At 72.5% G+C, this 20,878-nt stretch carries 23 protein-coding genes and 1 pseudogene; 9 read left to right on the top strand and 15 right to left on the bottom strand.

Annotated features, from left to right (window positions below; all coding sequences use genetic code 11):
- The first annotated feature begins 30 nt into the window (after positions 1 to 30).
- The gene (locus tag GPA04_RS02355; protein ID WP_156222393.1) at positions 31 to 684 is read left to right on the top strand and encodes a potassium channel family protein; all 654 of its coding nucleotides are present in this window, start codon (positions 31 to 33) and stop codon (positions 682 to 684) included.
- 7 nt (positions 685 to 691) lie between these two features.
- Complete coding sequence (locus tag GPA04_RS02350) at positions 692 to 1,426, top strand: potassium channel family protein (protein ID WP_156221916.1); 735 nt, start codon at positions 692 to 694, stop codon at positions 1,424 to 1,426.
- 4 nt (positions 1,427 to 1,430) lie between these two features.
- Here the strand turns inward: GPA04_RS02350 and GPA04_RS02345 are convergent.
- The 4 genes and pseudogenes from GPA04_RS02345 to dut all read right to left on the bottom strand — a co-directional run.
- A pseudogene (locus GPA04_RS02345) lies at positions 1,431 to 1,898 on the bottom strand (DUF3159 domain-containing protein); the annotation flags it as partial.
- Positions 1,899 to 1,996: 98 nt separating this feature from the next.
- A complete protein-coding gene (locus GPA04_RS02340) occupies positions 1,997 to 2,371 on the bottom strand; it encodes an OB-fold nucleic acid binding domain-containing protein (RefSeq protein ID WP_156221914.1) in 375 nt (124 codons plus the stop codon).
- A 3-nt stretch (positions 2,372 to 2,374) separates the two neighbouring features.
- Entirely contained in the window at positions 2,375 to 3,082 is a 708-nt protein-coding gene (locus tag GPA04_RS02335; protein WP_156221912.1) for a DUF3710 domain-containing protein, read from the bottom strand.
- The gene (gene dut / locus GPA04_RS02330; RefSeq protein WP_156222391.1) at positions 3,079 to 3,555 is read right to left on the bottom strand and encodes a dUTP diphosphatase; all 477 of its coding nucleotides are present in this window, start codon (positions 3,553 to 3,555) and stop codon (positions 3,079 to 3,081) included. Before dut ends, GPA04_RS02335 begins: the two co-directional genes overlap by 4 nt.
- Positions 3,556 to 3,633: 78 nt before the next feature.
- Between dut and GPA04_RS02325 the strand changes: the two genes are divergently transcribed.
- Positions 3,634 to 4,134 carry a DUF3093 domain-containing protein gene (locus GPA04_RS02325; RefSeq protein WP_156221910.1) on the top strand — a complete coding sequence of 167 codons (501 nt, stop codon included), beginning with the start codon at positions 3,634 to 3,636 and terminating at the stop codon, positions 4,132 to 4,134.
- On the opposite strand, the gene GPA04_RS02320 is transcribed toward GPA04_RS02325, so the two are convergent.
- Positions 4,089 to 4,388, bottom strand: a complete 300-nt coding sequence (locus GPA04_RS02320) for a DUF4193 domain-containing protein (RefSeq protein WP_156221908.1) — start codon at positions 4,386 to 4,388, stop codon at positions 4,089 to 4,091. The two genes, GPA04_RS02325 and GPA04_RS02320, sit on opposite strands and share 46 nt — an antisense overlap.
- 278 nt (positions 4,389 to 4,666) lie before the next feature.
- Between GPA04_RS02320 and sepH the strand changes: the two genes are divergently transcribed.
- Positions 4,667 to 5,866, top strand: a complete 1,200-nt coding sequence (gene sepH / locus GPA04_RS02315) for a septation protein SepH (RefSeq protein ID WP_156221907.1) — start codon at positions 4,667 to 4,669, stop codon at positions 5,864 to 5,866.
- 16 nt (positions 5,867 to 5,882) lie between these two features.
- On the opposite strand, the gene GPA04_RS02310 is transcribed toward sepH, so the two are convergent.
- The 10 genes from GPA04_RS02310 to GPA04_RS02265 are packed head-to-tail and all read right to left on the bottom strand — an operon-like array spanning position 5,883 to position 13,957.
- The gene (locus GPA04_RS02310; RefSeq protein ID WP_156221905.1) at positions 5,883 to 6,893 is read right to left on the bottom strand and encodes a DUF2332 domain-containing protein; all 1,011 of its coding nucleotides are present in this window, start codon (positions 6,891 to 6,893) and stop codon (positions 5,883 to 5,885) included.
- Between the two features lie 34 nt (positions 6,894 to 6,927).
- Positions 6,928 to 7,713 (bottom strand): SCO1664 family protein, encoded by a 786-nt coding sequence (locus tag GPA04_RS02305; protein ID WP_241680538.1) that lies wholly within the window; start codon positions 7,711 to 7,713, stop codon positions 6,928 to 6,930.
- A complete protein-coding gene (locus GPA04_RS02300) occupies positions 7,710 to 8,258 on the bottom strand; it encodes a DUF3090 domain-containing protein (protein WP_156221901.1) in 549 nt (182 codons plus the stop codon). Before GPA04_RS02300 ends, GPA04_RS02305 begins: the two co-directional genes overlap by 4 nt.
- A gap of 9 nt (positions 8,259 to 8,267) precedes the next feature.
- On the bottom strand, positions 8,268 to 8,954 hold the full coding sequence (locus GPA04_RS02295; RefSeq protein WP_156221899.1) for an MSMEG_4193 family putative phosphomutase: 687 nt from the start codon (positions 8,952 to 8,954) through the stop codon (positions 8,268 to 8,270).
- Positions 8,955 to 8,988: 34 nt separating this feature from the next.
- Entirely contained in the window at positions 8,989 to 9,729 is a 741-nt protein-coding gene (locus GPA04_RS02290; protein WP_156221897.1) for a pseudouridine synthase, read from the bottom strand.
- A 10-nt stretch (positions 9,730 to 9,739) separates the two neighbouring features.
- Entirely contained in the window at positions 9,740 to 10,420 is a 681-nt protein-coding gene (gene scpB, locus GPA04_RS02285; RefSeq protein ID WP_156221895.1) for an SMC-Scp complex subunit ScpB, read from the bottom strand.
- Positions 10,417 to 11,334 carry a segregation and condensation protein A gene (locus GPA04_RS02280; protein WP_156221893.1) on the bottom strand — a complete coding sequence of 306 codons (918 nt, stop codon included), beginning with the start codon at positions 11,332 to 11,334 and terminating at the stop codon, positions 10,417 to 10,419. The genes scpB and GPA04_RS02280 overlap by 4 nt, the downstream gene beginning before the upstream one ends.
- Entirely contained in the window at positions 11,318 to 12,166 is an 849-nt protein-coding gene (locus GPA04_RS02275; protein WP_156221891.1) for a ParA family protein, read from the bottom strand. Before GPA04_RS02275 ends, GPA04_RS02280 begins: the two co-directional genes overlap by 17 nt.
- Positions 12,167 to 12,176: 10 nt before the next feature.
- The gene (gene xerD, locus GPA04_RS02270; RefSeq protein ID WP_156221889.1) at positions 12,177 to 13,100 is read right to left on the bottom strand and encodes a site-specific tyrosine recombinase XerD; all 924 of its coding nucleotides are present in this window, start codon (positions 13,098 to 13,100) and stop codon (positions 12,177 to 12,179) included.
- Positions 13,101 to 13,102: 2 nt separating this feature from the next.
- The gene (locus GPA04_RS02265; RefSeq protein WP_436277896.1) at positions 13,103 to 13,957 is read right to left on the bottom strand and encodes a heme o synthase; all 855 of its coding nucleotides are present in this window, start codon (positions 13,955 to 13,957) and stop codon (positions 13,103 to 13,105) included.
- Between the two features lie 333 nt (positions 13,958 to 14,290).
- Here GPA04_RS02265 and tkt point away from each other — a divergent pair, with 333 nt between their 5' ends.
- Genes tkt through pgl form a run of 5 tightly spaced genes read left to right on the top strand, consistent with a single transcriptional unit; the run spans position 14,291 to position 20,874 of the window.
- A complete protein-coding gene (gene tkt / locus GPA04_RS02260; RefSeq protein ID WP_156221887.1) occupies positions 14,291 to 16,495 on the top strand; it encodes a transketolase in 2,205 nt (734 codons plus the stop codon).
- An 11-nt stretch (positions 16,496 to 16,506) separates the two neighbouring features.
- Positions 16,507 to 17,628, top strand: a complete 1,122-nt coding sequence (gene tal, locus GPA04_RS02255; RefSeq protein ID WP_156221885.1) for a transaldolase — start codon at positions 16,507 to 16,509, stop codon at positions 17,626 to 17,628.
- Entirely contained in the window at positions 17,628 to 19,166 is a 1,539-nt protein-coding gene (gene zwf, locus GPA04_RS02250; RefSeq protein WP_156221883.1) for a glucose-6-phosphate dehydrogenase, read from the top strand. The genes tal and zwf overlap by 1 nt, the downstream gene beginning before the upstream one ends.
- The gene (locus GPA04_RS02245) at positions 19,163 to 20,089 is read left to right on the top strand and encodes a glucose-6-phosphate dehydrogenase assembly protein OpcA (RefSeq protein WP_156221881.1); all 927 of its coding nucleotides are present in this window, start codon (positions 19,163 to 19,165) and stop codon (positions 20,087 to 20,089) included. The genes zwf and GPA04_RS02245 overlap by 4 nt, the downstream gene beginning before the upstream one ends.
- Positions 20,086 to 20,874 (top strand): 6-phosphogluconolactonase, encoded by a 789-nt coding sequence (gene pgl, locus GPA04_RS02240; RefSeq protein WP_156221880.1) that lies wholly within the window; start codon positions 20,086 to 20,088, stop codon positions 20,872 to 20,874. The genes GPA04_RS02245 and pgl overlap by 4 nt, the downstream gene beginning before the upstream one ends.
- The last annotated feature ends 4 nt before the right edge of the window (positions 20,875 to 20,878 follow it).

Genomic DNA, 20,878 nt, shown 5'->3' with positions numbered 1-20,878 from the left:
GTAGGTTCGGCAGTCGTGCACTTCGTGATCATGGGAGCCGGTCGGGTCGGCGTGACGCTGGCCCAGACGCTCGAGGAGCACGGGCACTCGGTCGGCATCATCGACCAGAACCCGGACGCCTTCCGCCGCCTGTCCCCCGACTTCGAGGGCCGCCGCGTGACCGGGCTCGGTTTCGACCGGGACGCGCTCGTGCAGGCCGGCATCGAGGACGCCCGCGCGTTCGCCGCCGTCTCCTCCGGCGACAACTCCAACATCATCGCCGCCCGGGTGGTGCGCGAGACGTTCGGCGTGAACGACGTCGTCGCTCGCATCTACGACCCGCGCCGGGCCGAGGTCTACCAGCGGTTCGGGATCACGACGGTCGCGACCGTGCGGTGGACCGCCGACCAGGTGCTGCGGCGCATGATCCCTCGCGGTGCGGACTCAGAGTTCACGGACGCCTCCGGCCGGGTGCGGCTCTGCGAGATGGATACCCATCCGGGCTGGGTGGGGTCCTCGATGCGTGACATCCAGCGGCTCTCGCGTGCCCGGGTCGCGTTCCTGACGCGGCTGGGCGAGGGGTACATCCCGACGCCCGACGAGCTGCTCCAGGAGAGCGACGTCGTCCACATGCTCGTCGAGACCCCCCGCGTCAACGACGTCCAACGGGTGCTCGCGGTGCGACCCCCGGTCGAGAAGGAGTGAGCGGCTGATGAGAGTCGTCATCGCCGGCGCCGGCAGCGTGGGCCGGTCGATCGCCCGCGAGCTGCTCAACCACGGTCACGAGGTGGTGCTGATCGACAAGGAGCCCGCGGCGATGCGGGTGTCCTCGGTCGCCGAGGCCGAGTGGCTGCTCGCCGACGCGTGCGAGGTCTCGACGCTCGACCAGGCTCATCTGGACACCTGCGACGTCGTGGTCGCCGCGACCGGCGACGACAAGGTCAACCTGGTCGTCTCGCTGCTCGCCAAGACCGAGTTCGCGGTGCCGCGCACCGTCGCGCGCGTGAACAACCCCAAGAACGAGTGGATGTTCGACGACGCCTGGGGCGTCGACGTGCCGGTCTCGACGCCGCGGATCATGACCTCGCTCGTCGAGGAGGCGGTCACGGTCGGTGACCTGGTGCGCATCTTCACGTTCCACCAGTCGGGCGCGAGCATGTACGAGATCACGCTCGCCGAGGACACCCCCGTGGTGGGTCAGCGCGTGGCAGCGATCGACTGGCCCAGCCACAGCGTGCTCGCCGCGATCATCCGCGGCGACCGGCCGATCCCGCCCTCGCCCGACGACACCCTCGAGGGCGGCGACGAGCTGCTGCTGATCAGCTCCTCGGAGGATCCTGCTGATCTGCGGGAGCTGCAGGAGCTGCTCGGTCCTGCCCCCGACCCCGGGGCGAGACCAGCACCCACGTCACCCACAGCACCAGCGCCCACAGCGGAAGGCCCATGACGAGCCGGGCAGCACCCAGCCAGCCCGTGTCACCGCCGAGGTAGAGCGGCACCTGCACCGCCAGCCGCAGCAGGAACGCGCCGACCCACAGCCACGAGGCGAGCGTGTACCGGCGCATCAGGTCGGGGTCCTCGCGCCACGTCGTGGGCCTGCTAAACAAGGTCGCGACGATCACGCCCACGACCGGCCAGCGGGCCAGGATCGAGATCGTGACACCGAGCGCGAAGACCGCGTTGGTGATGAGTCCCCAGGCGAAGAAGTTCTGCGCCTCGCCGCTGCGCCAGGCCCAGATCGCTCCGATGCCGACGCCGAGGAGCCCTCCGACCGCCTGCGTGATCGGCGTGCGCTGGAGCAGCCGTGCGATCGTGGCGACCACCGCGACCGCCACCGAGGCGATCACCGCGGGCATGATCTCCCGCACCGCGACGAACACGACGACGAACACCAGGCCGGGCGCGACCGACTCGATCATGCCGCGCCAGCCGCCGATGGCCTCCAGACCGTCGAACTGCTCGGAGCCGAGCTGGCGCACGCCGCGCTGGGTGGCGCCCTCCTCGGGCTCGGTCGCCGTCACGAGGCCGCCGCGGGCACGAGCAGGCGGTACTCGGGGTTGTAGATCACGAGGTGCGAGGGCCCCTGGCTGAGGCGGCCCGTCACGAGCAACCGGCGGCCCGGCTCGATCCCGGCGATGTCGCGCCGGCCGAGCCACACGAGGTCGATGCTGCCCGAGCCGTCGTAGAGCTCGGCCACCAGCTCGGGGCGGGCATCGCGCGGCGCGTACCGGACCGAGCGCAGCACCCCCGAGAGGGTGTGCTTCTCACGCGGCCGGCACTGCGAGATCGGGTCGGTGCCGTGCAGGGCCGCCTCGAGGATCTCGTCGTCGGCCTCGAGCTCGTCCGTCGAGGCGAGCGCACGTCGGAGGCGCTCCTTCCAGGCGCGTGCCACGGCTCAGCGCACCTCGGTGATCTCGGGCCCGCGCGGGCCGCCGAGGTCGATGCTGGGGCGAGCGGCGGTCGCCGCGGGCACCTCCTGGCCCGGCTTGCCCGGCATGTGGAGAGCCAGCAGGTCGCGGGGTGCGCGCGCCTCGTGCCCGCGGACGACCACCACGTCGGCGAGCACGTCCTCCATCGCGGCGGCCGCGTCCTCGTCGACGGCGGCCTTGCCGGTCAGGACGCCGCGGACGAACCAGCGCGGCCCGTCGATCCCGATGAACCTGGCGGGGCGGTGGCCGCTGCGCCCGTCCGGCGTGCGGACCGGCAGCCGTGCGAGCAGCTCGGCGCCGAACGGGCCGTCCTGCTCCTCGGCGGAGCCGCCCTGCTTCGTGATCGTGCCCGCGATCTCCTCACGCAGCTCCTCCCACAGACCTGCCGAGCGCGGCGCCGCGAACGCCTGCAGCTGCAGCGCCGATCCCTCGAGCCCCAGGTTCACGGCCACGATCCGGCGGCTCTTGCGCTCGAGCTCCATCCGGACCTGCATCCCCGGCCGGACCGGGATCCGGAGCGCGCCGAGGTCGACGCGGTCACCGACCTCGGGGATCTCCTCGACGTCCCAGGGGCCGCGGCCGTCCGGGCCTGCGGTCTCGTCGGTCTCGACGTCGGTCGTGACGTCCTCGGTGGGGGCGTCCTTCTCGCCGCCCTTGCGCGAGAACCACCTCATGCTCGTGCCTCCCCTGTCGCGGCCCCGAACCCACCGGTGGAGCCGAATCCTCCCTCGCCGCGATCGCTGCCCGGCAGCACTCCGACCTCGATCAGGTCGGCCACCGCCACCTGCTGCACCACCAGCTGCGCGACCCGGTCGCCGCGCCGGACCGTGAACGGCTCGGCGGGATCGGTGTTGACGAGGATCACGACGATCTCGCCCCGGTAGCCGGCGTCGACGGTGCCGGGCGCGTTGAGCACGGTGACACCGTGCTTGCGCGCGAGCCCCGAGCGCGGGTGCACGAGGCCGACGTAGCCGGCCGGCAGCGCGATCGCCACACCGGTGGCGACAGCGGCCCGCCCGCCCGGCGCCAGCGTGATGTCGGCACGCGCCACCAGGTCGAGCCCGGCGTCACCGGGGTGGGCGTAGCCGGGCATGGGCAGCTCACGGTCGAGTCGGTGCACCAGCACCTGGACGGGCTCGGAGTCGATCACCTGATCGATCCTACGGTCCGTGCACCGCCGGGGCCGCCGTCGCGCGGGCGTGCCCGGACCTGGCACCCTGGTGGGGTGAGCACCTACCGCGAACGGCTGAGCCCGTCGGCCGCGATGTGGCTCCTGCCACCGGTGGGGGCGTTCATGGCCGGGGCGAGCCTGTTCCCGCTGGGCATCGGGCTGGCGGCCGGCGTCGCGATCGCCGTGGCGGTCGCCGTCGTGCTGGCGCTGCTGCGGACCCAGCCGGAGATCACGGTGGGGCCTGCGGGCCTGCGCGCGGGCAAGGCGTTCCTCGAGGCCGAGCATCTGGGCGAGATCGAGGCGTTGGACGCGGGCGCGACCCGCGCGGCGCTCGGCCCGGAGCTGCGCGCCGACGCGTGGCTGCTGCAGCGGTCGTGGATACGGACCGCGGTCCGTGTGGAGGTACGTGACGAAGCCGACACCACCCCGTACTGGGTGGTGTCGACCCGTCACCCTGCCGACCTCGCGGGCGCCTTGATCAGGTGCCGCGACGCCGTGGATCAGGAAGGTCAGGCGGCGCACTCCGAGCAGACGGGCTGGCCGCCCTCTTCGTAGGCCAGCTGGCTGCGGTGGTGCACCAGGAAGCAGCGCGAACAGGTGAACTCGTCTGCCTGTCGCGGCAGCACGCGCACGCTGAGCTCTTCACCCGAGAGGTCGGCGCCGGGGAGCTCGAAGCCTTCTGCGGCCTCGGTCTCATCCTCGTCGACAGTCCCCGAGTTCTTCTCGGCACGGCGCGCCTTGAGCTCCTCGAGCGAGTCCTCGGAGAGCTCTTCATCGGTCTTGCGCGGGGCGTCGTAGTCGGTCGCCATAGGGTTCTCGTCGGTCCTCGTCGTCGGAGTTCTGTGGAATTGTCACGGCGTGTCGGGAACGCCGTACGCGGGTACAACGCACTGCGGTCCGGAATGTTCCCGTAGGCAGGCGTTGGGATTGTGCACCATCGGGCGCCGGATTGCACACCCGATCGCGAGCGGACCACCGGGCGGCCGGATCCCGGCTGCCCAGCACACTCCGCCACACCGGGTCGAATCGGCAGATCGCGGCTCCGGGCGTGGCAGTCTCGTCGTAGTGGTCTGTCCTGGGAGGTGTCATGGCTGAGCTCGAGCTCGTCGGTATCCATGCCGACGGCGAGCACATCGTGCTCGTCGACGAGGAGGGGCAGCGGCACCGCCTGCTCATCGATGACGCGTTGCGGGCCGCGGTGCGCCGCGACCGCCCGCAGCTGGAGCAGATCCGTTCGGAGGGACTGCGTCCGCGCGACATCCAGGCCATGGTCCGGGCGGGTGCCTCCGCCGAGGAGATCGCAGCCGACGCCGGTGTGCCGATCGAGCAGGTGCGCCGCTACGAGGGCCCTGCCCTCGCCGAGCGTGAGCACGTCGTGCAGCGCGCCCGCGCACTCCCCCTGGGGCGTGAGGCCGGGTCTCCGACGCTGGGCGACCTCGTGGTGGACCGGCTCGCGGCGCGCGGCGTACCCAGCCAGCAGATCGGCTGGGACGCGCGGCGGCGTGGCGCCGAGCCCTGGGAGGTCGTCGCGCGGTTCGTCGCGGGCGACCGGGAGCGCGAGGCCACCTGGCAGGTCGACCTGGCCGCCGGCAGCGCCGTCGCGGTCGACGACGAGAGCCGGTGGCTCTCGGAGACCGATCTGGGCCCGGGCACCCCGCGCAGGCACCTCAGCGCCGTCCGCGGCGCCCGGCTGTACGACGTCGAGACCGATGCCGACGTGGCGCCCGCACTCGCTGCGGTCGACGCGGTGATCCGTGACACCCGTCCGCGTGGTCTCCGGCCCGTCGAGCCGGCCGAGCCTGCCGAGCCGGAGCCCGTCGACGTCCCCCAGGGCGACGACACCGACACCGAGGCCCTGCTCGACGAGCTGAGCGCCGCGCGCGGCGTACGTCAGCGCCTGGAGATCGACGACGACGCCCTCGCGGCGCAGGTCCTCGCCGATGACGACGCGGCCGACGACGACCTCGAGGACGGTCCGGCCGCGGCCGGCCCCCGCAAGCCCACCGTGCTGACGCCCGCACCCCACACGCCGGCGCTGTGGGACGAGGAGCCTCATGGGGTCGCCGGCGCCGCGACGCACGACGACGACCCCGATCAGGAGGGTCCCGGCACGGACGACGCGCCTGAGGAGACCCTCGACGGCGCTCACCCCGCCGCCTCCCAGCCCGACGAGGCCACCGACGCCACCGTGGTCCGGGAGCGGCCCGCACGCCGCTCGCAGAAGAACCGTCGCACGAGCGTGCCCAGCTGGGACGAGATCGTGTTCGGCGCGCGCAGCGACCAGTAGCCCGAGGGTTGCGAACCTAAGGGGCGGTCCAGACGAGGTCGCGCCCGTGCGGGTCGGCGTGACCGAGAACGGCGTCGTCGACGCTGAGCAGGAACCGGCCACCGTGCTCCCCCGGCGGGATCGGCACCCCGAGGTCGGCCGTGGGTCCTGCGCCCTCGAGCCCGATCCGGTGAGCGCCCACCTCGCGGCAGGTCGCCGCGAACGCGCGGCGCTGCCCGGGATCGAGGTAGGCGACCGTCGCGCTGTGCACGATCACCAGGGTGGCGTCCGGGGCCGCCGCGCGGAGCTGGGCGGCCGCCGTCGGCACGTCCTGCGGCGCCAGCCCGCGCACGACGCGCGGTGGGTCGGCCGCTGCCGACCGCAGCGCCGCGTCGAGGCGTTCCGCCCGCTCGGTGTGCTCCGGCCACACCAGGCAGCGAAGCCAGCGGCCGACGTCGGCGTCGCCGGGGTCCAGCGGGTTCGCGTCGAGACCCAGCCGAGCAGCGATGCGCGGCACCCGCGCCGGCAGCGGGGGCGACCCCGTGGTCGTGCACGGCAGGGTCAAGGCAGCCTCACCCGAGTCGGGGTCCGCGGACCGGGTCCCGACGTGCACCGCTCCGCGCTGGGAGTCGCGATAGGCGTAGGCGTAGGCGTCGTAGCGCAGGCACAGGCCCGCGCTGGCGCCGACCTCGAGCAGCGCGAGCGGCTCGGGGAGCAGTGCGAGCGCCGGGAGCAGCACCGCGCAGCGGGCGGGCTCGTTGGTCTGCGTCGAGCGCGCCAGCATGACGTCGGCCACCTCTTCGGGGCGCTCGCTCACGCGCGCGAGCGCCGACCCGGCGTCGGCGACGTCGATGCCGAGCCAGCGCAGCGCGCCGAGCAGCAGGTTGGGCTGCCGCTTCCCGCGCGGCAGCCGCTCCAGGAACGCCACCACGCCCGTGTGCTCGGCGACCGCGAGGCAGAGCGCCTCGTAGGTCGGCGACGACCCGCGCGCCTCGACCTCGGCGAACCGCCGGTACAGGCCCGCGACGTCCGTGGCGTCGACCTCCATCAGCGCGCCCTCCGCATCCTCGCGGCGTGCACCGTCACAGCGGCGGCCACGGGATCGCGGGCATCTCACCCTCGGGCTCGGGGAACACCGCGGTGGTCAGCAGCCGGTCGGCGCGTGCCCGGCAGGCATCGACCTCCTGGTCCTCGAGCAGCGCTGCCAGCGCCGCTCCGAGATCGCCCTCGAGCGCGTCGCGGACCCGTTCGACGCCCTCGAGCTCGGCCGCCTCCAGCGGCTGCCCCACCCATCCCCACAGGATCGTCCGCAGCCGCGGCTCGGTGTTGAACGTGACGCCGTGGTCGACGCCGTAGCGGTGCCCGTCGCTCATCTCCAGGACGTGGCCACCCTTGCGGTCGGCGTTGTTGCTGAGCACGTCGAGGACCGCCATCCTGCGCAGCTGCGGTGAGTCCTCGTGGAGCAGCGAGACCACCTGCTCGTTCTCGTCGAGGCCGTCGAGCACGTGGCACCAGCCGTCCGGGACCTCCTCCTGGGCGGGCAGCAGCACGACCGCGGGCTGCACCGGTCCCTCCGGCTCCTGCCACAGCTGGACCATGCCCTGCCCGAAGGGCCCGTCACGCATCCACGTCGGCGGGACGACGCGCCAGCCGAGCACCTCGGAGAGCAGGTAGGTGGCCACCTCCCGCCGCGCGAGCGTGGCGTCGGGGAAGTCCCACAGCGGGCGCTCTCCGGCCACGGGCTTGTAGACGACCTGCACCTCACCGATCCGGGCGAGGAAGGTCGCGTTCGACGCGGTCGTGATCCGGCCGACGAGCTCGAGGGGTCCTGCGACCGGCTCGCCGGTCAGCTCCTCGACCGAGGTCACTCCAGTCCGTCCGCCACGGGGCAGACGTGCCCGTCCGGATCCATCGGCTCCTCGCATATCGGGCACAGCGGCCGCCCCTGCGTGACGACCGTGCGGGTGCGTGCCGCGAAGGCGCGCGCCGCACCCACGGGCAGTCGCACCACGAGCACCTCGCCGGGCTCGTCCTCCTCGACGACGGTGCCGTCCTCGTCCAGGAGCAGCCGGGACGCCTGGATCACCACCTGCGCGGTCGACGGGTCCCAGGCGAGCCGCATCTCGCCCACCCGGAACTCCTCCTCGACCGGGTCGGCGAGCGGGTCGTCGTCGGCGAGCCCGTCAGGAGCGGCGTCGGGGATCGAGTAGCGGTTGTCGTCCTCGGTCATCAGCTGGTCGAGCACGGCGTCCACGCCGTCGGCCAGGGCCGCGGACTGCTGCTTCTCCAGCGCCACGCTGACGACGCGCTTGCCCTCCTGCGCCTGCAGGTAGAACGTGCGCGCGCCCGGCTCCCCCACGGTGCCCGTGACGAACCGGTCCGGCCAGTCGAAGCCGTGGACGATCGCAGCCATGACTCCAGATTAGTCGGCTGCTCCGGCGCCGCCGCCCACCGTCTCACCCGGAGCGGCGCCGAGCCACGACAGGTCGCCCGCGACCGTGTTGACGCCGAGCACGGAGGGCCGCGCCGCGCCGTAGTGCACGATCGAGACCGACGCCGGGTGCACGTCGAGGCGTTGGAACAGGTCGAGGTGCATGCCGAGGGCGTCGGCGAGGACCGCCTTGATGATGTCGCCGTGGCTGACGGCCGCCCACACCGCGTGCGGACCGGCGGCCGCCGCGATCCGGGCGTCGTGGCCGCGCACCGCCGCGACCGCGCGCGCCTGCATCGCGGCCAGCGACTCCCCGCCCGGGAAGGTGACGGCCGCCGGCTGGCTCTGCACCACGGCCCACAGCGGCTCCTTGGCCAGGTCCGCGATCGAACGGCCCTGCCAGTCGCCGTAGTCGCACTCGCTCAGGCCGTCCTCGACGAGGACCTCGCGCGCACCGTCGTGGGGCTGCTGGGCGAGCAGCGCGGTGGCGGTCTGGCGGCACCGGTCGAGCGGGCTGCTGACCAGGTCGGCGAGCCGCAGCCGGGCCAGCCGCGCGCCGGCCTCACCGGCCTGCTGCCTGCCGAGCTCGTCCAGCTCCACGCCGGGCGTGCGCCCGGCGAGCGTGCCGCTCGCGTTCGCGGTGGTCCGTCCGTGGCGGACCAGCAGGAGCGTCGCCATCAGGTGGCCTCTCCCCCGCCGCTCGTCGTCGGTGTCACAGGCCCACGGCCGACATCAGCCGCCCCAGCTCGGTGCCCTCGATCGCCCGCGTGCGACCGGCCTTGAGGTGCCCGAGGCGGATCGGGCCGATCGACGTGCGCAGCAGCCGCGTCACCGGGTGGCCGACCTCCTCGAGGAGGCGCCGCACGATGTGGTTGCGGCCCTCGTGCAGGGTCAGCTCGACCAGCGACGCGTTCGGCGCGGTCTCCAGCACGGTGAACCTGTCGACGGCGACCGGCCCGTCCTCGAGCTCGATCCCCTGCGCCAGCTCCCGGCCCAGGCCCTTGGCCACGCGGCCCTCGACGTTCGCGACGTAGGTCTTCGGCACCTCGAACGAGGGGTGGGTCAAGCGGTGCGCCAGCTCGCCGTCGTTCGTGAGCAGGATCAGGCCCTCGGTCTCGGCGTCGAGCCTGCCCACGTGGAAGAGTCGCTCGGTCCGGTCCGCCACGTACGCGGACAGGTCGGGCCGACCCTGCTCGTCGGACATCGTCGAGTACACCCCGGCCGGCTTGTGCAGCGCGATCGTCACGACCGTGTCGTCCAGCTGGACCCGCAGGCCGTCGACGTGGATGACGGCGGTGCGCGGGTCGACCCGGGTGCCCAGCTCGCGCACGGGTTCGCCGTCGACCGTGACCCGCCCGGCCTCGATGATGCCCTCGCAGGCCCGGCGCGAGCCGAAGCCGGCGGTCGCGAGGACCTTCTGCAGCCGTACGCCGGCTGGGTCGTGCACGTCCATGGGAGCTCTCCTAGGTCCCGGGCACGCGGCCCGGCTCGTGGTTCTCGTCGATGCCGTCGAGCTCGTCGAGCTCGGGCAGGTAGGGCGCGAGCGGTGGCAGCTCGTCGAGGTTGCGCAGCCCGAGACGCTCGAGGAAGTAGGAGCTCGTCCGGTAGAGGTTGGCTCCGCCGTCCGGGTCCTGCCCGGCCTCCTCGATCAGACCGCGCGAGGCCAGCGTGCGCACCACGCCGTCGACGTTGACGCCACGGATCGCTGCGATCCGGCCGCGCGAGATGGGTTGCCGGTACGCGATCACCGCGAGCGTCTCGAGGGAGGCCTGGGTGAGACGCGCGGTCTGGCCGTCGAGCACGAACGCGTCGACCACGGGAGCGAACGTCGGGTGGGAGTAGTACCGCCAGCCACCGCCCTGCTCGCGCAGCACGAACCCGCGGTGCTCGCTCTCGTACCCGGCCACCAGCTCGGCGAGGGCACGCTCGATCTCCGCCTCGGGGCGGGCCAGGACGGTCGCCAGCTGGGTGGTCGGCACCGGGGTGTCCGCGACCATGAGGATCGCCTCCAGCGCGGCCGGCAGCCCGCCCGGCTCGTCGAGCACGCGGGCGGCGGCAGCGAGATCCGTCTCGCGCTCGGGTGCCTGCTGCGGCTCGGGCGCCTGCTGCGGCTCGTTCGTGGTGTCGGTCTCGGTCTCGGTCATGGTGCCTCCACCTGGTCAGCGGGACGTGTCGGCGGCGGCGCGCCTGCGTCGTCGTCGTAGTCGTCGGCGACGTCGATCTCGCCGGTGCTGCTCCCGGTCCAGCGGATCGTCAGCTCGGACAGCGCGCTCGCCTGGTCGAACGAGACGGCGCCCTCCCGGAACAGCTCCAGCAGCGCGAGGAAGCGCGCGACCACGACGTTGAGCGCACCCGCGTCCGAGGTCAGCCCCCGGAACGTCACCGCGTGCTCGCGGCGCAGCCTGTCCACGATCATGGCCGCCTGGTCCCGCACGCTGACCGCCGGTGCGTGCAGGTGCGAGATGTCGACGCCGTCGGCGGCCGCCTTCGGTGCCAACGCACCGGCTGCGAGCCGTGCGAGGTCCTCGGGACCGATCTGCAGCACGAGCTCGGGGAGCAGCGCCGCCAGCTGCGGCTCGAGCGCGACCGAGCGGGGGTGGGCGCGGCCGTGGCGCTCCCACTCGGCGCCCAGGTGGGCAGCGACCTGCTTGTAGGCCCGGTACTGCAGCAGCCGCGCGAACAGCAGGTCGCGCGCCTCGAGCAGCTCCAGGTCCTCGATCTCGTCGGTGCTGGTACCGGGCAGCAGCCGAGCGGCCTTGAGGTCCAGCAGGGTTGCCGCGATCACGAGGAACTCGCTCGCCTGGGACAGGTCCCAGTCCTTCTGACCGCGGATGAAGGAGATGAACTCGTCGGTCACCACCGCCAACGCCACCTCGGTGACGTCCATCTGGTGCTTGGCGATCAGGGAGAGCAGCAGGTCGAACGGTCCCGTGAAGTTCTCGAGGTTCACCTCGAAGCGGCCGGGGCGCGTCAGCTCGACCGCTGCCTCGGCCTCGACGACCGGTGCGTCGATCACCGGTTCAGCAGCGGACTGCGCCGCCTCAGGCGGCTTCACCACGGGCGATCAGCTCGCGTGCGAGCTTCTTGTAGGCGTAGGCACCGGCGTGGTTCGGCGCGTAGGTGAGGATCGACTCGGTCGCCACCGAGGCGTCGGGGAACTTCACGGTGCGCGCGATCACGGTCGAGAACACCTGGTCCCCGAAGGCCTCACGGACCCGCGCGAGGACCTCCCGCGAGTGCAGCGTGCGCGCGTCGTACATGGTGGCGAGGATGCCGTCGGTCTGCAGCCGCGGGTTCAGCCGGTCGCGCACCTTGTCGATCGTCTCGACCAGCAGCGCCACACCGCGGAGCGCGAAGAACTCGGTCTCCAGCGGGATGATCACGCCGTGGGCGGCGGTCAGCGCGTTCACGGTGAGCAGCCCCAGCGACGGCTGGCAGTCGATGAGGACGACGTCGTAGTCGTCGGTGACCGAGCGCAGCACGCGGCTCAGCACCTGCTCGCGCGCGACCTCGTTGACCAGCTGCACCTCGGCCGCCGACAGGTCGATGTTGGCCGGTGCGAGGTCGAGGCCCTCGATCGAGGTGGTCTGAATGATCTCGCGGACGTCGGGACGCTGCTTCATCAGCTCGGTGTAGATCGTCGCGTCGAGCTCGTGGGCGTTGACCCCGAGCCCGGCCGAGGCTGCCCCCTGCGGGTCGAAGTCGACCAGCAGCACCCGGCGGCCGTAGCTGGCCAGCGCGGCACCGAGGTTGATCGTGGTCGTCGTCTTGCCGACGCCGCCCTTCTGGTTGCACATCGCGATGATGCGCGCAGGGCCGTGCGAGGACAGCGGCGCCGGGACCGGGAAGTCGCGTGCCGCGTCCCCGTCGATGTCCTCGGTGGTGCTCATCGGGCCCAACTTACAGTGCACGCGGGTGGCTCGCGGCGTACACCTCGCGGAGCGTGTCCGGCGTGACCAGGGTGTAGATCTGCGTCGTCGTCACCGAGGCGTGCCCCAGCAGCTCCTGGACCACGCGGACGTCGGCACCGCCGGCCAGCAGGTGCGTGGCGTAGGAGTGGCGGAGCGTGTGGGGCGAGATGTGCGTGACGATCTTGGCTCGGGCGGCCGCGTCCTGCAGCACCGCCCACGCGCTCTGGCGCGACAACGGGTTCCCGCGCTGGTTGAGGAACAGCGCGGCGTTGCCGCGCCCGTGCCCGGCGAGCACCGGCCGGCCCCGGACCAGGTAGGCCTCGAGCGCCTCGATCGCATAGCTGCCCACCGGGACGACACGCTCCTTGCGTCCCTTGCCGAACAGATGGATCGACGGCGCGGCGCGGTCCAGGTCCACGTCGTCCACCGTGAGCCCGATCGCCTCGCTGATGCGCGCGCCGGTGCCGTAGAGCACCTCGACCAGCGCGCGGTCGCGCAGCCCGAGCACGCCCTCGGCCGCGGACGCACCCGCGAGCAGCCGTTCCACGTCGTCGACCGAGATCGCCTTCGGCAGCCGCTTGGTGGCACCGGCCGGGCGGACCGCGGCCGCCGGGTCGTTGGACGCCCTGCCCTCCCGGACCTCGAACCGGTGCCAGCCGCGCACCGCGACCACGGCCCGGTTCGTCGACGACGTCGAGAGCGCCGATCGGCCGTCGGAGCCCGACCGGAGCGCCTCGACGTAGGCGGCCACATCGGCCTCCGTGACGGCGCCCAGGTCGTCGATGCCGCGCTCGAGCAGGAAGCTCACGTAGCGCTCCAGGTCGCGGCGGTACGCCGCCAGCGTGTGCTCCGACAGGCCGCGTTCCACCCCGAGGTGGGCAAGGTACTGCGCGAGCGCCTCCGGCGGCCTCATCGTCAGAAGGGCAGGAACGGGTCGATCGCGACCGCGACGAACACGATCGTCAGATACGTGATCGACCCGTGGAAGACCGACATCGCCTCGATCTTGCGCACCCCGGAGGCCGCGCGGCGGTAGAGCCGGATGCAGACCGTGAGGAACCAGGCACCGGCGATCACGGCGACCGCGGCGTAGAACCAGCCCAGACCCGCGACCGGGACGAGACCCAGCGTGCAGGCGACCATGGCCGCGGCGTAGACGATGATCTGCTTCGCCACCGTGGTGTTGTTGGCGACGACCGGCAGCATCGGCACCCCGGCCGCGGCGTAGTCCTTCTTGAACTTCATCGACAGCGGCCAGTAGTGCGGCGGCGTCCAGAAGAAAATGATGCCGAACAGCAGCACCGGCGCCCAGTCGAGCCGACCGGTCACGGCGGCCCAGCCGATCAGCACCGGCATGCACCCCGCGGCACCGCCCCACACGATGTTCTGCGACGTGTGCCGCTTCAGCAGCATCGTGTAGCCGATCGAGTACATGACGTTCGCGGCCAGCGCCAGCCAGGCGGCGAACCAGTTGACGACCAGCCCGAGCCACAGCACCGAGGCGACCGCCAGCAGCGAGGCGAACACCACGGCCTGCACCGGGCTCACCTCACCCGTGACCAGCGGCCGGTTCTTGGTCCGGTTCATCACCGCGTCGATGTCGCGGTCCCACCACATGTTGAAGGCGTTCGCGCTCCCGGCCGCGAGCGTGCCGCCGATCACCGTGGCGATCATCAGCCAGGTACCGGGCCAGCCGTCAGCGGCCAGGATCATCGTCGGGACGGTCGTGATGAGCAGCAGCTCGATGATGCGCGGCTTCGTGAGCGCCACGAAGGCACCGACACGGCGCCGGATCGTGCGCGGCTGTTCCGGCCGCGGAACCGGGCCCCGCTGACTCGCCTGCTGACTCACCCCCGAGGGCATCGCCCCGCTGCTCGCCTCGGTCTGTGCCACTCCGGTCCTTCGCGCTCGTCGACTGCGCCCGACCGGCACCGCCTCGAGCAGGCGGACGAGCTCGGGGCCAGTCTAGGCCGTCCGCGCACCCGATCGGGTCGAGGCGCTCGCGGGCTTCCCACACGATCTGAGACAGCACCCCGGCCGGGCGGCACGACGACTAACCTCGAGCAGGAGTGCCGGCAGCGCCGGCGTGCGAGCGAGCAGCCCATGATCTGGGCGGGAAGAGGAAGCGTGACCGAGACCGGAGCTCATGCACAGGCCGCCATCGCCACGGAGGTCGGCTGGACGGACCTCGACCTCAAGGCGGTGGACACGGCGCGAGTTCTCGCCGCCGACGCCGTCGAGAAGGTCGGCAACGGCCACCCCGGCACCGCGATCAGCCTGGCGCCGCTGGCGTACCTGCTCTACCAGAACGAGATGCGGGTGGACCCCAACGACACCCGATGGCTGGGACGGGACCGGTTCGTGCTGTCGGCCGGCCACGCCTGCCTGCTGCAGTACGTGCAGCTCTACCTGGGTGGCTTCGGGCTCGAGCTCGAGGACCTGCAGGCGCTGCGCACCTGGGGATCGCTGACGCCGGGACACCCGGAGTTCCACCACACCGACGGTGTCGAGGCCACCACCGGCCCGCTCGGGCAGGGCGTGGCCATGGCGGTCGGCATGGCGATGGCGCAGCGACGCGTGCGCGGGCTGCTGGACCCGGACGCGGCCGCCGGCACCTCGCCGTTCGACCACCACGTGTACTCGATCGTCGGCGAGGGCTGCCTGCAGGAAGGCGTCTCCTCCGAGACCGCCTCGCTCGCGGGCACCCAGCAGCTGGGAAACCTCGTCGTCATCTGGGACGACAACCGGATCACGATCGAGGGCCACACCTCGATCGCGTTCACCGAGGATGTCGTCGCCCGTTACGAGGCGTACGGCTGGCACACCCAGACCGTCGACTGGATCAGCGACGGCGGGTACCAGGAGAACGTCGACGCGCTGCACGCGGCGCTGGCCGCCGCACGCGAGAACACGGCTCAGCCCAGCTTCATCCGGCTGCGCACGATCATCGCCTGGCCCGCGCCCACGATGCAGGACAGCCACAACGCCCACGGCAACAAGCTCGGCACCGACGAGGTCCGCGGCCTCAAGGAGGCGCTCGGGTTCGACCCGGAGCGCACCTTCGCCGTCGAGCCCGACGTGCTGGCACGCACCCGCGAGCTCCGCGACCGCGGTCGCGCCGCCCACGAGGCGTGGGACGCCGACCTCGCGGCCTGGGCCGAGCGGGAGCCCGAGCGTGCGGCCCTGCTCGAGAGGCTGCGCGCGGGCGAGCTCCCCGAGAGCTGGTCCGACGCGTTGCCCACGTTCGAGGTCGGCAAGGACCTCGCCACCCGCGCCGCCTCCGGCAACGTGCTCTCGGCGCTGGCTCCGGTGCTGCCCGAGCTCTGGGGTGGCTCCGCCGACCTCGCCGGCTCGAACAACACCACGATGAAGGGCGAGCCGTCGTTCCTGCCGCCGGAGCACTCCTCGGAGGAGTTCACCGGCAACCTCTACGGCCGCACGCTCCACTTCGGCATCCGTGAGTTCGGCATGGGGGCGATCCTCAACGGCATCGCCTCGAACGGGCTCACCCGCGCCTATGGCGGCACATTCTTCACGTTCAGCGACTACATGCGTCCGGCCGTGCGGCTGGCGGCCCTGCAGGGTGTGGCGCCGATCTACGTCTGGACGCACGACTCGGTCGGGCTCGGCGAGGACGGCCCCACGCACCAGCCGGTCGAGCACCTGGCCGCCTGCCGGGCCATCCCGGGACTGGCCGTGGTGCGCCCTGCTGACGCGAACGAGACCGCGGCCGCCTGGAAGGCCACGCTCGAGCGCACCGACGGCCCGATCGGGCTGGTGCTGACCCGCCAGGCCGTGCCGACCTTCCCCCGCGGCACCGACGGCTTCGCCGAGCCCGACGGCCTCGCCCGCGGCGCCTACGTGCTGCTGGACTCCTCCACCGAGACGCCCGACGTCATCCTCGTCGCGACCGGCTCCGAGGTGCAGTACGCGGTCGCTGCCCGCGAGCAGCTCGAGGCCGACGGCGTCGGTGCTCGGGTGGTGTCCGCACCCTGCCTGGAGTGGTTCGACGAGCAGGACGCGGACTACCGCGAGTCGGTGCTGCCGGCTGCCGTGCGGGCCCGCGTCAGCGTCGAGGCCGGGATCGCGATGCCCTGGTACCGCTACCTGGGCGACGCCGGCCGGGCGGTCTCGCTCGAGCACTTCGGTGCCTCGGCCGACGCGAAGACGCTGTTCCGGGAGTTCGGCTTCACCCCCGAGGCCGTCGTGGCCGCAGCCCGCGAGTCGATCGCGGCTGCCGCGGGTGGCGCCGCCCCCGGCCACGCCCCGGTGCCCCACGACACCGGGACCGGCGACCAGCAGGCCTGAGAGGAAGCACGATGAGTGAGAGCACGAACACCGACGCCCTCGCGAGGATCAGCGCGGCGGGTGTCTCGGTCTGGCTGGACGACCTGTCACGCCAGGCGCTGCGCAGCGGGGAGCTCGCTGCCCTGATCGCGGAGCGGCACGTCGTCGGGGTGACCACCAACCCGACGATCTTCGCGACCGCGATGTCCGAGGGCGAGGCCTACGACGCCCAGCTCGAGGAGCTGCGTGCCGCGGGTGCCGACGTCGACGACGCCGTGCTCCGGCTGACGACCGATGACGTGCGCACCGCGTGCGACCTGTTCTCCGCCGTGTACGAGGCGTCGGGCGGCCAGGACGGCCGGGTCTCGATCGAGGTCGACCCGCGGCTGGCGCACGACACCGAGGGCACGATCGCGGCCGCGAGCTGGCTGTGGCGCACGGTCGACCGTCCCAACGTCATGATCAAGATCCCGGCCACCCCGGAGGGGCTGCCCGCGATCACCGAGGCGATCGGTGCCGGCATCAGCGTCAACGTCACGCTGATCTTCAGCCTCGACCGGTACCGGGCGGTCGCGCAGGCCTACGTGGACGGGCTCGAGCGGGCAGCGGCGACCGGTGTCGACCTGAGCACGATCCGCTCGGTCGCCTCGTTGTTCCTGTCCCGCATCGACGCCAAGGTCGATCCCGCGCTGGACGAGATCGGTGGCGCGCAGGCAGCGGCCCTGCGCGGCAAGGCCGCGGTGGCCAACGCGCGGCTCGCCTACGAGATCCACGAGGAGATCTTCAGCACGCCCCGGTTCGCCTCGCTGGAAGGGGCGAACCCGCAGCGGCCGCTGTGGGCCTCCACCGGCACCAAGGACCCCGGCTTCGCCGACACCAAGTACGTCGACGAGCTCGTCACGTCCGGCGTGGTGAGCACGATGCCGCGGGCCACGCTCGAGGCCGTCGCGGACCACTCGCCGGCGACCGGCGAGGACGTGGTCCGGGGCAGCTACGACGAGGCGCGCGAGACGCTGGACGCCATCACCCGGCTCGGGGTCCCGTTCGAGCAGATCCTGGCCGATCTGGAGACCAGCGGCGTCTCCTCGTTCGAGAAGAGCTGGGGCGAGCTGCTCGAGACCGTGAGCGCCGGCCTTCGTGGACAGGTGGACTGATGCCCGTACGCATCGCTGACGGGGTCAACCCGCTGCGCCAGCCCGGCGACCGCCGGTTGCCACGGATCGCGGGTCCCTCCGGGCTGGTGATCTTCGGAGTCACCGGAGACCTCGCGCGCCGCAAGCTGATGCCCGCGGTCTACGACCTCGCGAACCGGGGGCTGCTGCCCCCCGGCTTCGCGCTCACCGGGTTCGCGCGTCGTGACTGGGCGGACCAGGACTTCTGCGCGATCGTCCGCAAGGCGGTCAAGGAGAACGCGCGCACGCCCTTCGACGAGAAGGTCTGGGACCAGCTCGCGGAGGGCATCCGGTTCGTCTCCGGCGAGTTCGGTGACGACGCCGCCTTCAAGCGGCTCGCCCGCACCGTGGAGAAGCTCGACGAGGAGCGCGGCACCGGCGGCAACCACGCGTTCTACCTGTCGGTGCCGCCGGGCCAGTTCCCGATCGTGTGCACCCAGCTGGCCGAGGTCGGGCTGTCCTCGCCCCGCGAGGGCAGCTGGCGACGCGTCGTCATCGAGAAGCCGTTCGGGCACGACCTCGCCTCGGCGCAGGAGCTGGACCGTGTGGTCTCGGAGGTGTTCCCCGCCGACGCCGTGTTCCGGATCGATCACTACCTGGGCAAGGAGACCGTCCAGAACCTGCTGGCGCTGCGGTTCGCCAACCAGATGTTCGAGCCGATCTGGAACGCCAACTACGTCGACCACGTCCAGATCACGATGGCCGAGGACATCGGCATCGGCAGCAGGGCCGGCTACTACGACGGCATCGGCGCTGCCCGCGACGTGATCCAGAACCACCTGCTGCAGCTGCTGGCCCTGACCGCCATGGAGGAGCCCGCCTCGTTCGAGGCCGGTGCGCTCCGTGACGAGAAGGAGAAGGTGCTCTCCGCCGTCCGGCTCCCCCGCGACCTGGGCCGCCACACCGCGCGCGGGCAGTACGTGGCGGGCTGGCAGGGCGGCGAGGAGGTCATCGGGTTCCTCGACGAGGAGGGCATGGACCCGGCCTCGACGACCGAGTCCTACGCCGCGATCCGCGTCGACATCGACAACCGCCGCTGGGCCGGGGTGCCGTTCTACCTCCGCACCGGGAAGCGGCTGGGTCGGCGCGTCACCGAGATCGCGGTCGTCTTCAAGCGGGCACCGCACCTGCCCTTCGACCTGCAGGACACCCAGGAGCTCGGCCACAACGCGATCGTGATCCGTGTGCAGCCCGACGAGGGCGTCACGATCCGGTTCGGCTCCAAGGTGCCGGGCACCCAGATGGAGGTCCGCGACGTCACGATGGACTTCGGCTACGGCCACGCGTTCACCGAGTCCTCCCCCGAGGCCTACGAACGGCTCATCCTCGACGTGCTGCTCGGTGACCCGCCGCTGTTCCCGCGGCAGCGGGAGGTGGAGCTCTCCTGGGAGATCCTCGACCCCGTCCTGGAGTACTGGTCCCGGCGCGGCGCGCCGGAACCGTACCGGCCCGGGACCTGGGGGCCGGAGTCGGCCGACGAGATGCTGGCACGTGACGGACGGACCTGGAGGCGGCCGTGAAGATCTCGCTCAAGGACACGACGGCCTCCGCCGTCGCGAGCCGGCTGGTCGGGCTGCGTGAGGAGGGCGGCGCGGTCGCGCTCGGCCGCGTGCTGACCCTCATCATCGTCACCGACGGCGCCGACATCGAGAACGCGATCCGCGCCGCCAACGAGGCGAGCATGGAGCACCCGTGCCGCGTCATCGTGGTCCGCCCGGGCGACGGCCGCCGTGCCGCCGGTCTGGACGCCGAGATCCGCGTGGGTGCCGACGCCGGCGCCAGCGACGTCGTCGTGCTCGAGCCGCGCGGACCGGGCCGCAACGAGGTCGACACGCTCGTGACCCCGTTGCTGCTGCCCGACGCCCCCATCGTCGTGTGGTGGCCCAAGAACCCGCCGGCGGACATGTCGGCCGACCTGCTCGGCCGGATGGCGCAGCGCCGGATCTCCGACGTCGGCGAGTGCAGCTCGCCGATCGAGCTGCTGCACCAGATGGCCCAGACGTACGCGCCGGGTGACACCGACCTCAGCTGGGCGCGCACCACGCTGTGGCGCGGCGTCGTCGCGGCAGCGCTCGACGAGCGTCCGTACGAGACCGTGCGGGAGGTGCGCGTGTACGGGAGCACGACACGACCCTCGGCGCACCTGTTCGCCGGTTGGCTCGCGCACGCGCTGAAGCTGCCCGTCACGCTCGAGCACGTGCCCGGTTCGTCCGCCGTGGACGGCATCGACCTCGTGCGTCGCACCGGCACGATCTCGATGCGTCGCCCGGTCAACGGGGCCGTCGTCACGATCGAGCAGCCCGACCAGCCGGTGCGGCGGGTCGCCATGGCCAAGCGCCCGCTCGAGGACTGCCTCATGGAGGACCTGCGCCGGCTCGACCCGGACGAGGCGTACCAGCTCGCGCTGGTCAAGGGGCTCCCGAAGGTCGTGGTCGAGGCATGACAGGGAACCAGCCAGGACGCGCCGGCAGTGCCGACCACGCCGACAGGGCCGACAGGGCCGTGGTGGTCCACCCGGACGCCGACGCGGTCGCCCGTGCCACCGCGGCGCGGCTGCTGCTCGCCCTGATGGACGCCGAGGCGGTGCGGACACCGGTGCACGTGTGTCTGACCGGCGGGACCGTGGGCACCAGGACGCTGGCCGAGGTCGCGCGGTCCGAGCTGCGCGACCTCGTGGACTGGACCGGTGTGCACCTGTGGTGGGGCGACGAGCGGTTCGTCCCCGCGGGCGACGACGACCGCAACGAGAAGCAGGCACGCACGGCCCTGATCGACGCGCTGCCGATCCCCGCCGAGAACGTGCACCCGCTGCCCGCCTCGGACGAGGCAGCGGACCTCGACGCCGCGCTCACGCTCGCCCGTGCGGACCTGTCCTCCCACGCCGGCGACGGCGGTCCCTGGCCGGTCTTCGACGTCATGCTGCTGGGCGTGGGTCCGGACGGTCACGTGGCATCGCTGTTCCCCGGCAAGCAGAGCCTGCAGGCGATGGACGTCGCCGCGGTCGGTGAGACCGACTCACCCAAGCCGCCCCCGGCCAGGGTGTCGTTGACGCTGCCCGTGCTCAACGCCTCCCGGCAGGTCTGGTTCGTGGTCGCGGGAGCCGACAAGGCGGAGGCTGTGGATGCGGTCCTGCGCGGCGGCAGCGACCTCCCCGCCGCTCGGGTGAGCGGCCAGGACGTCACGCTGTGGCTGCTCGATGCCGCCGCGGCGGGACAGCCGACGGGCTAACGTC

The organism is Pseudactinotalea suaedae (assembly GCF_009733815.1).
Classification (GTDB): domain Bacteria; phylum Actinomycetota; class Actinomycetes; order Actinomycetales; family Beutenbergiaceae; genus Pseudactinotalea; species Pseudactinotalea suaedae.
This window is presented reverse-complemented; position numbering and strand designations above follow the sequence as displayed.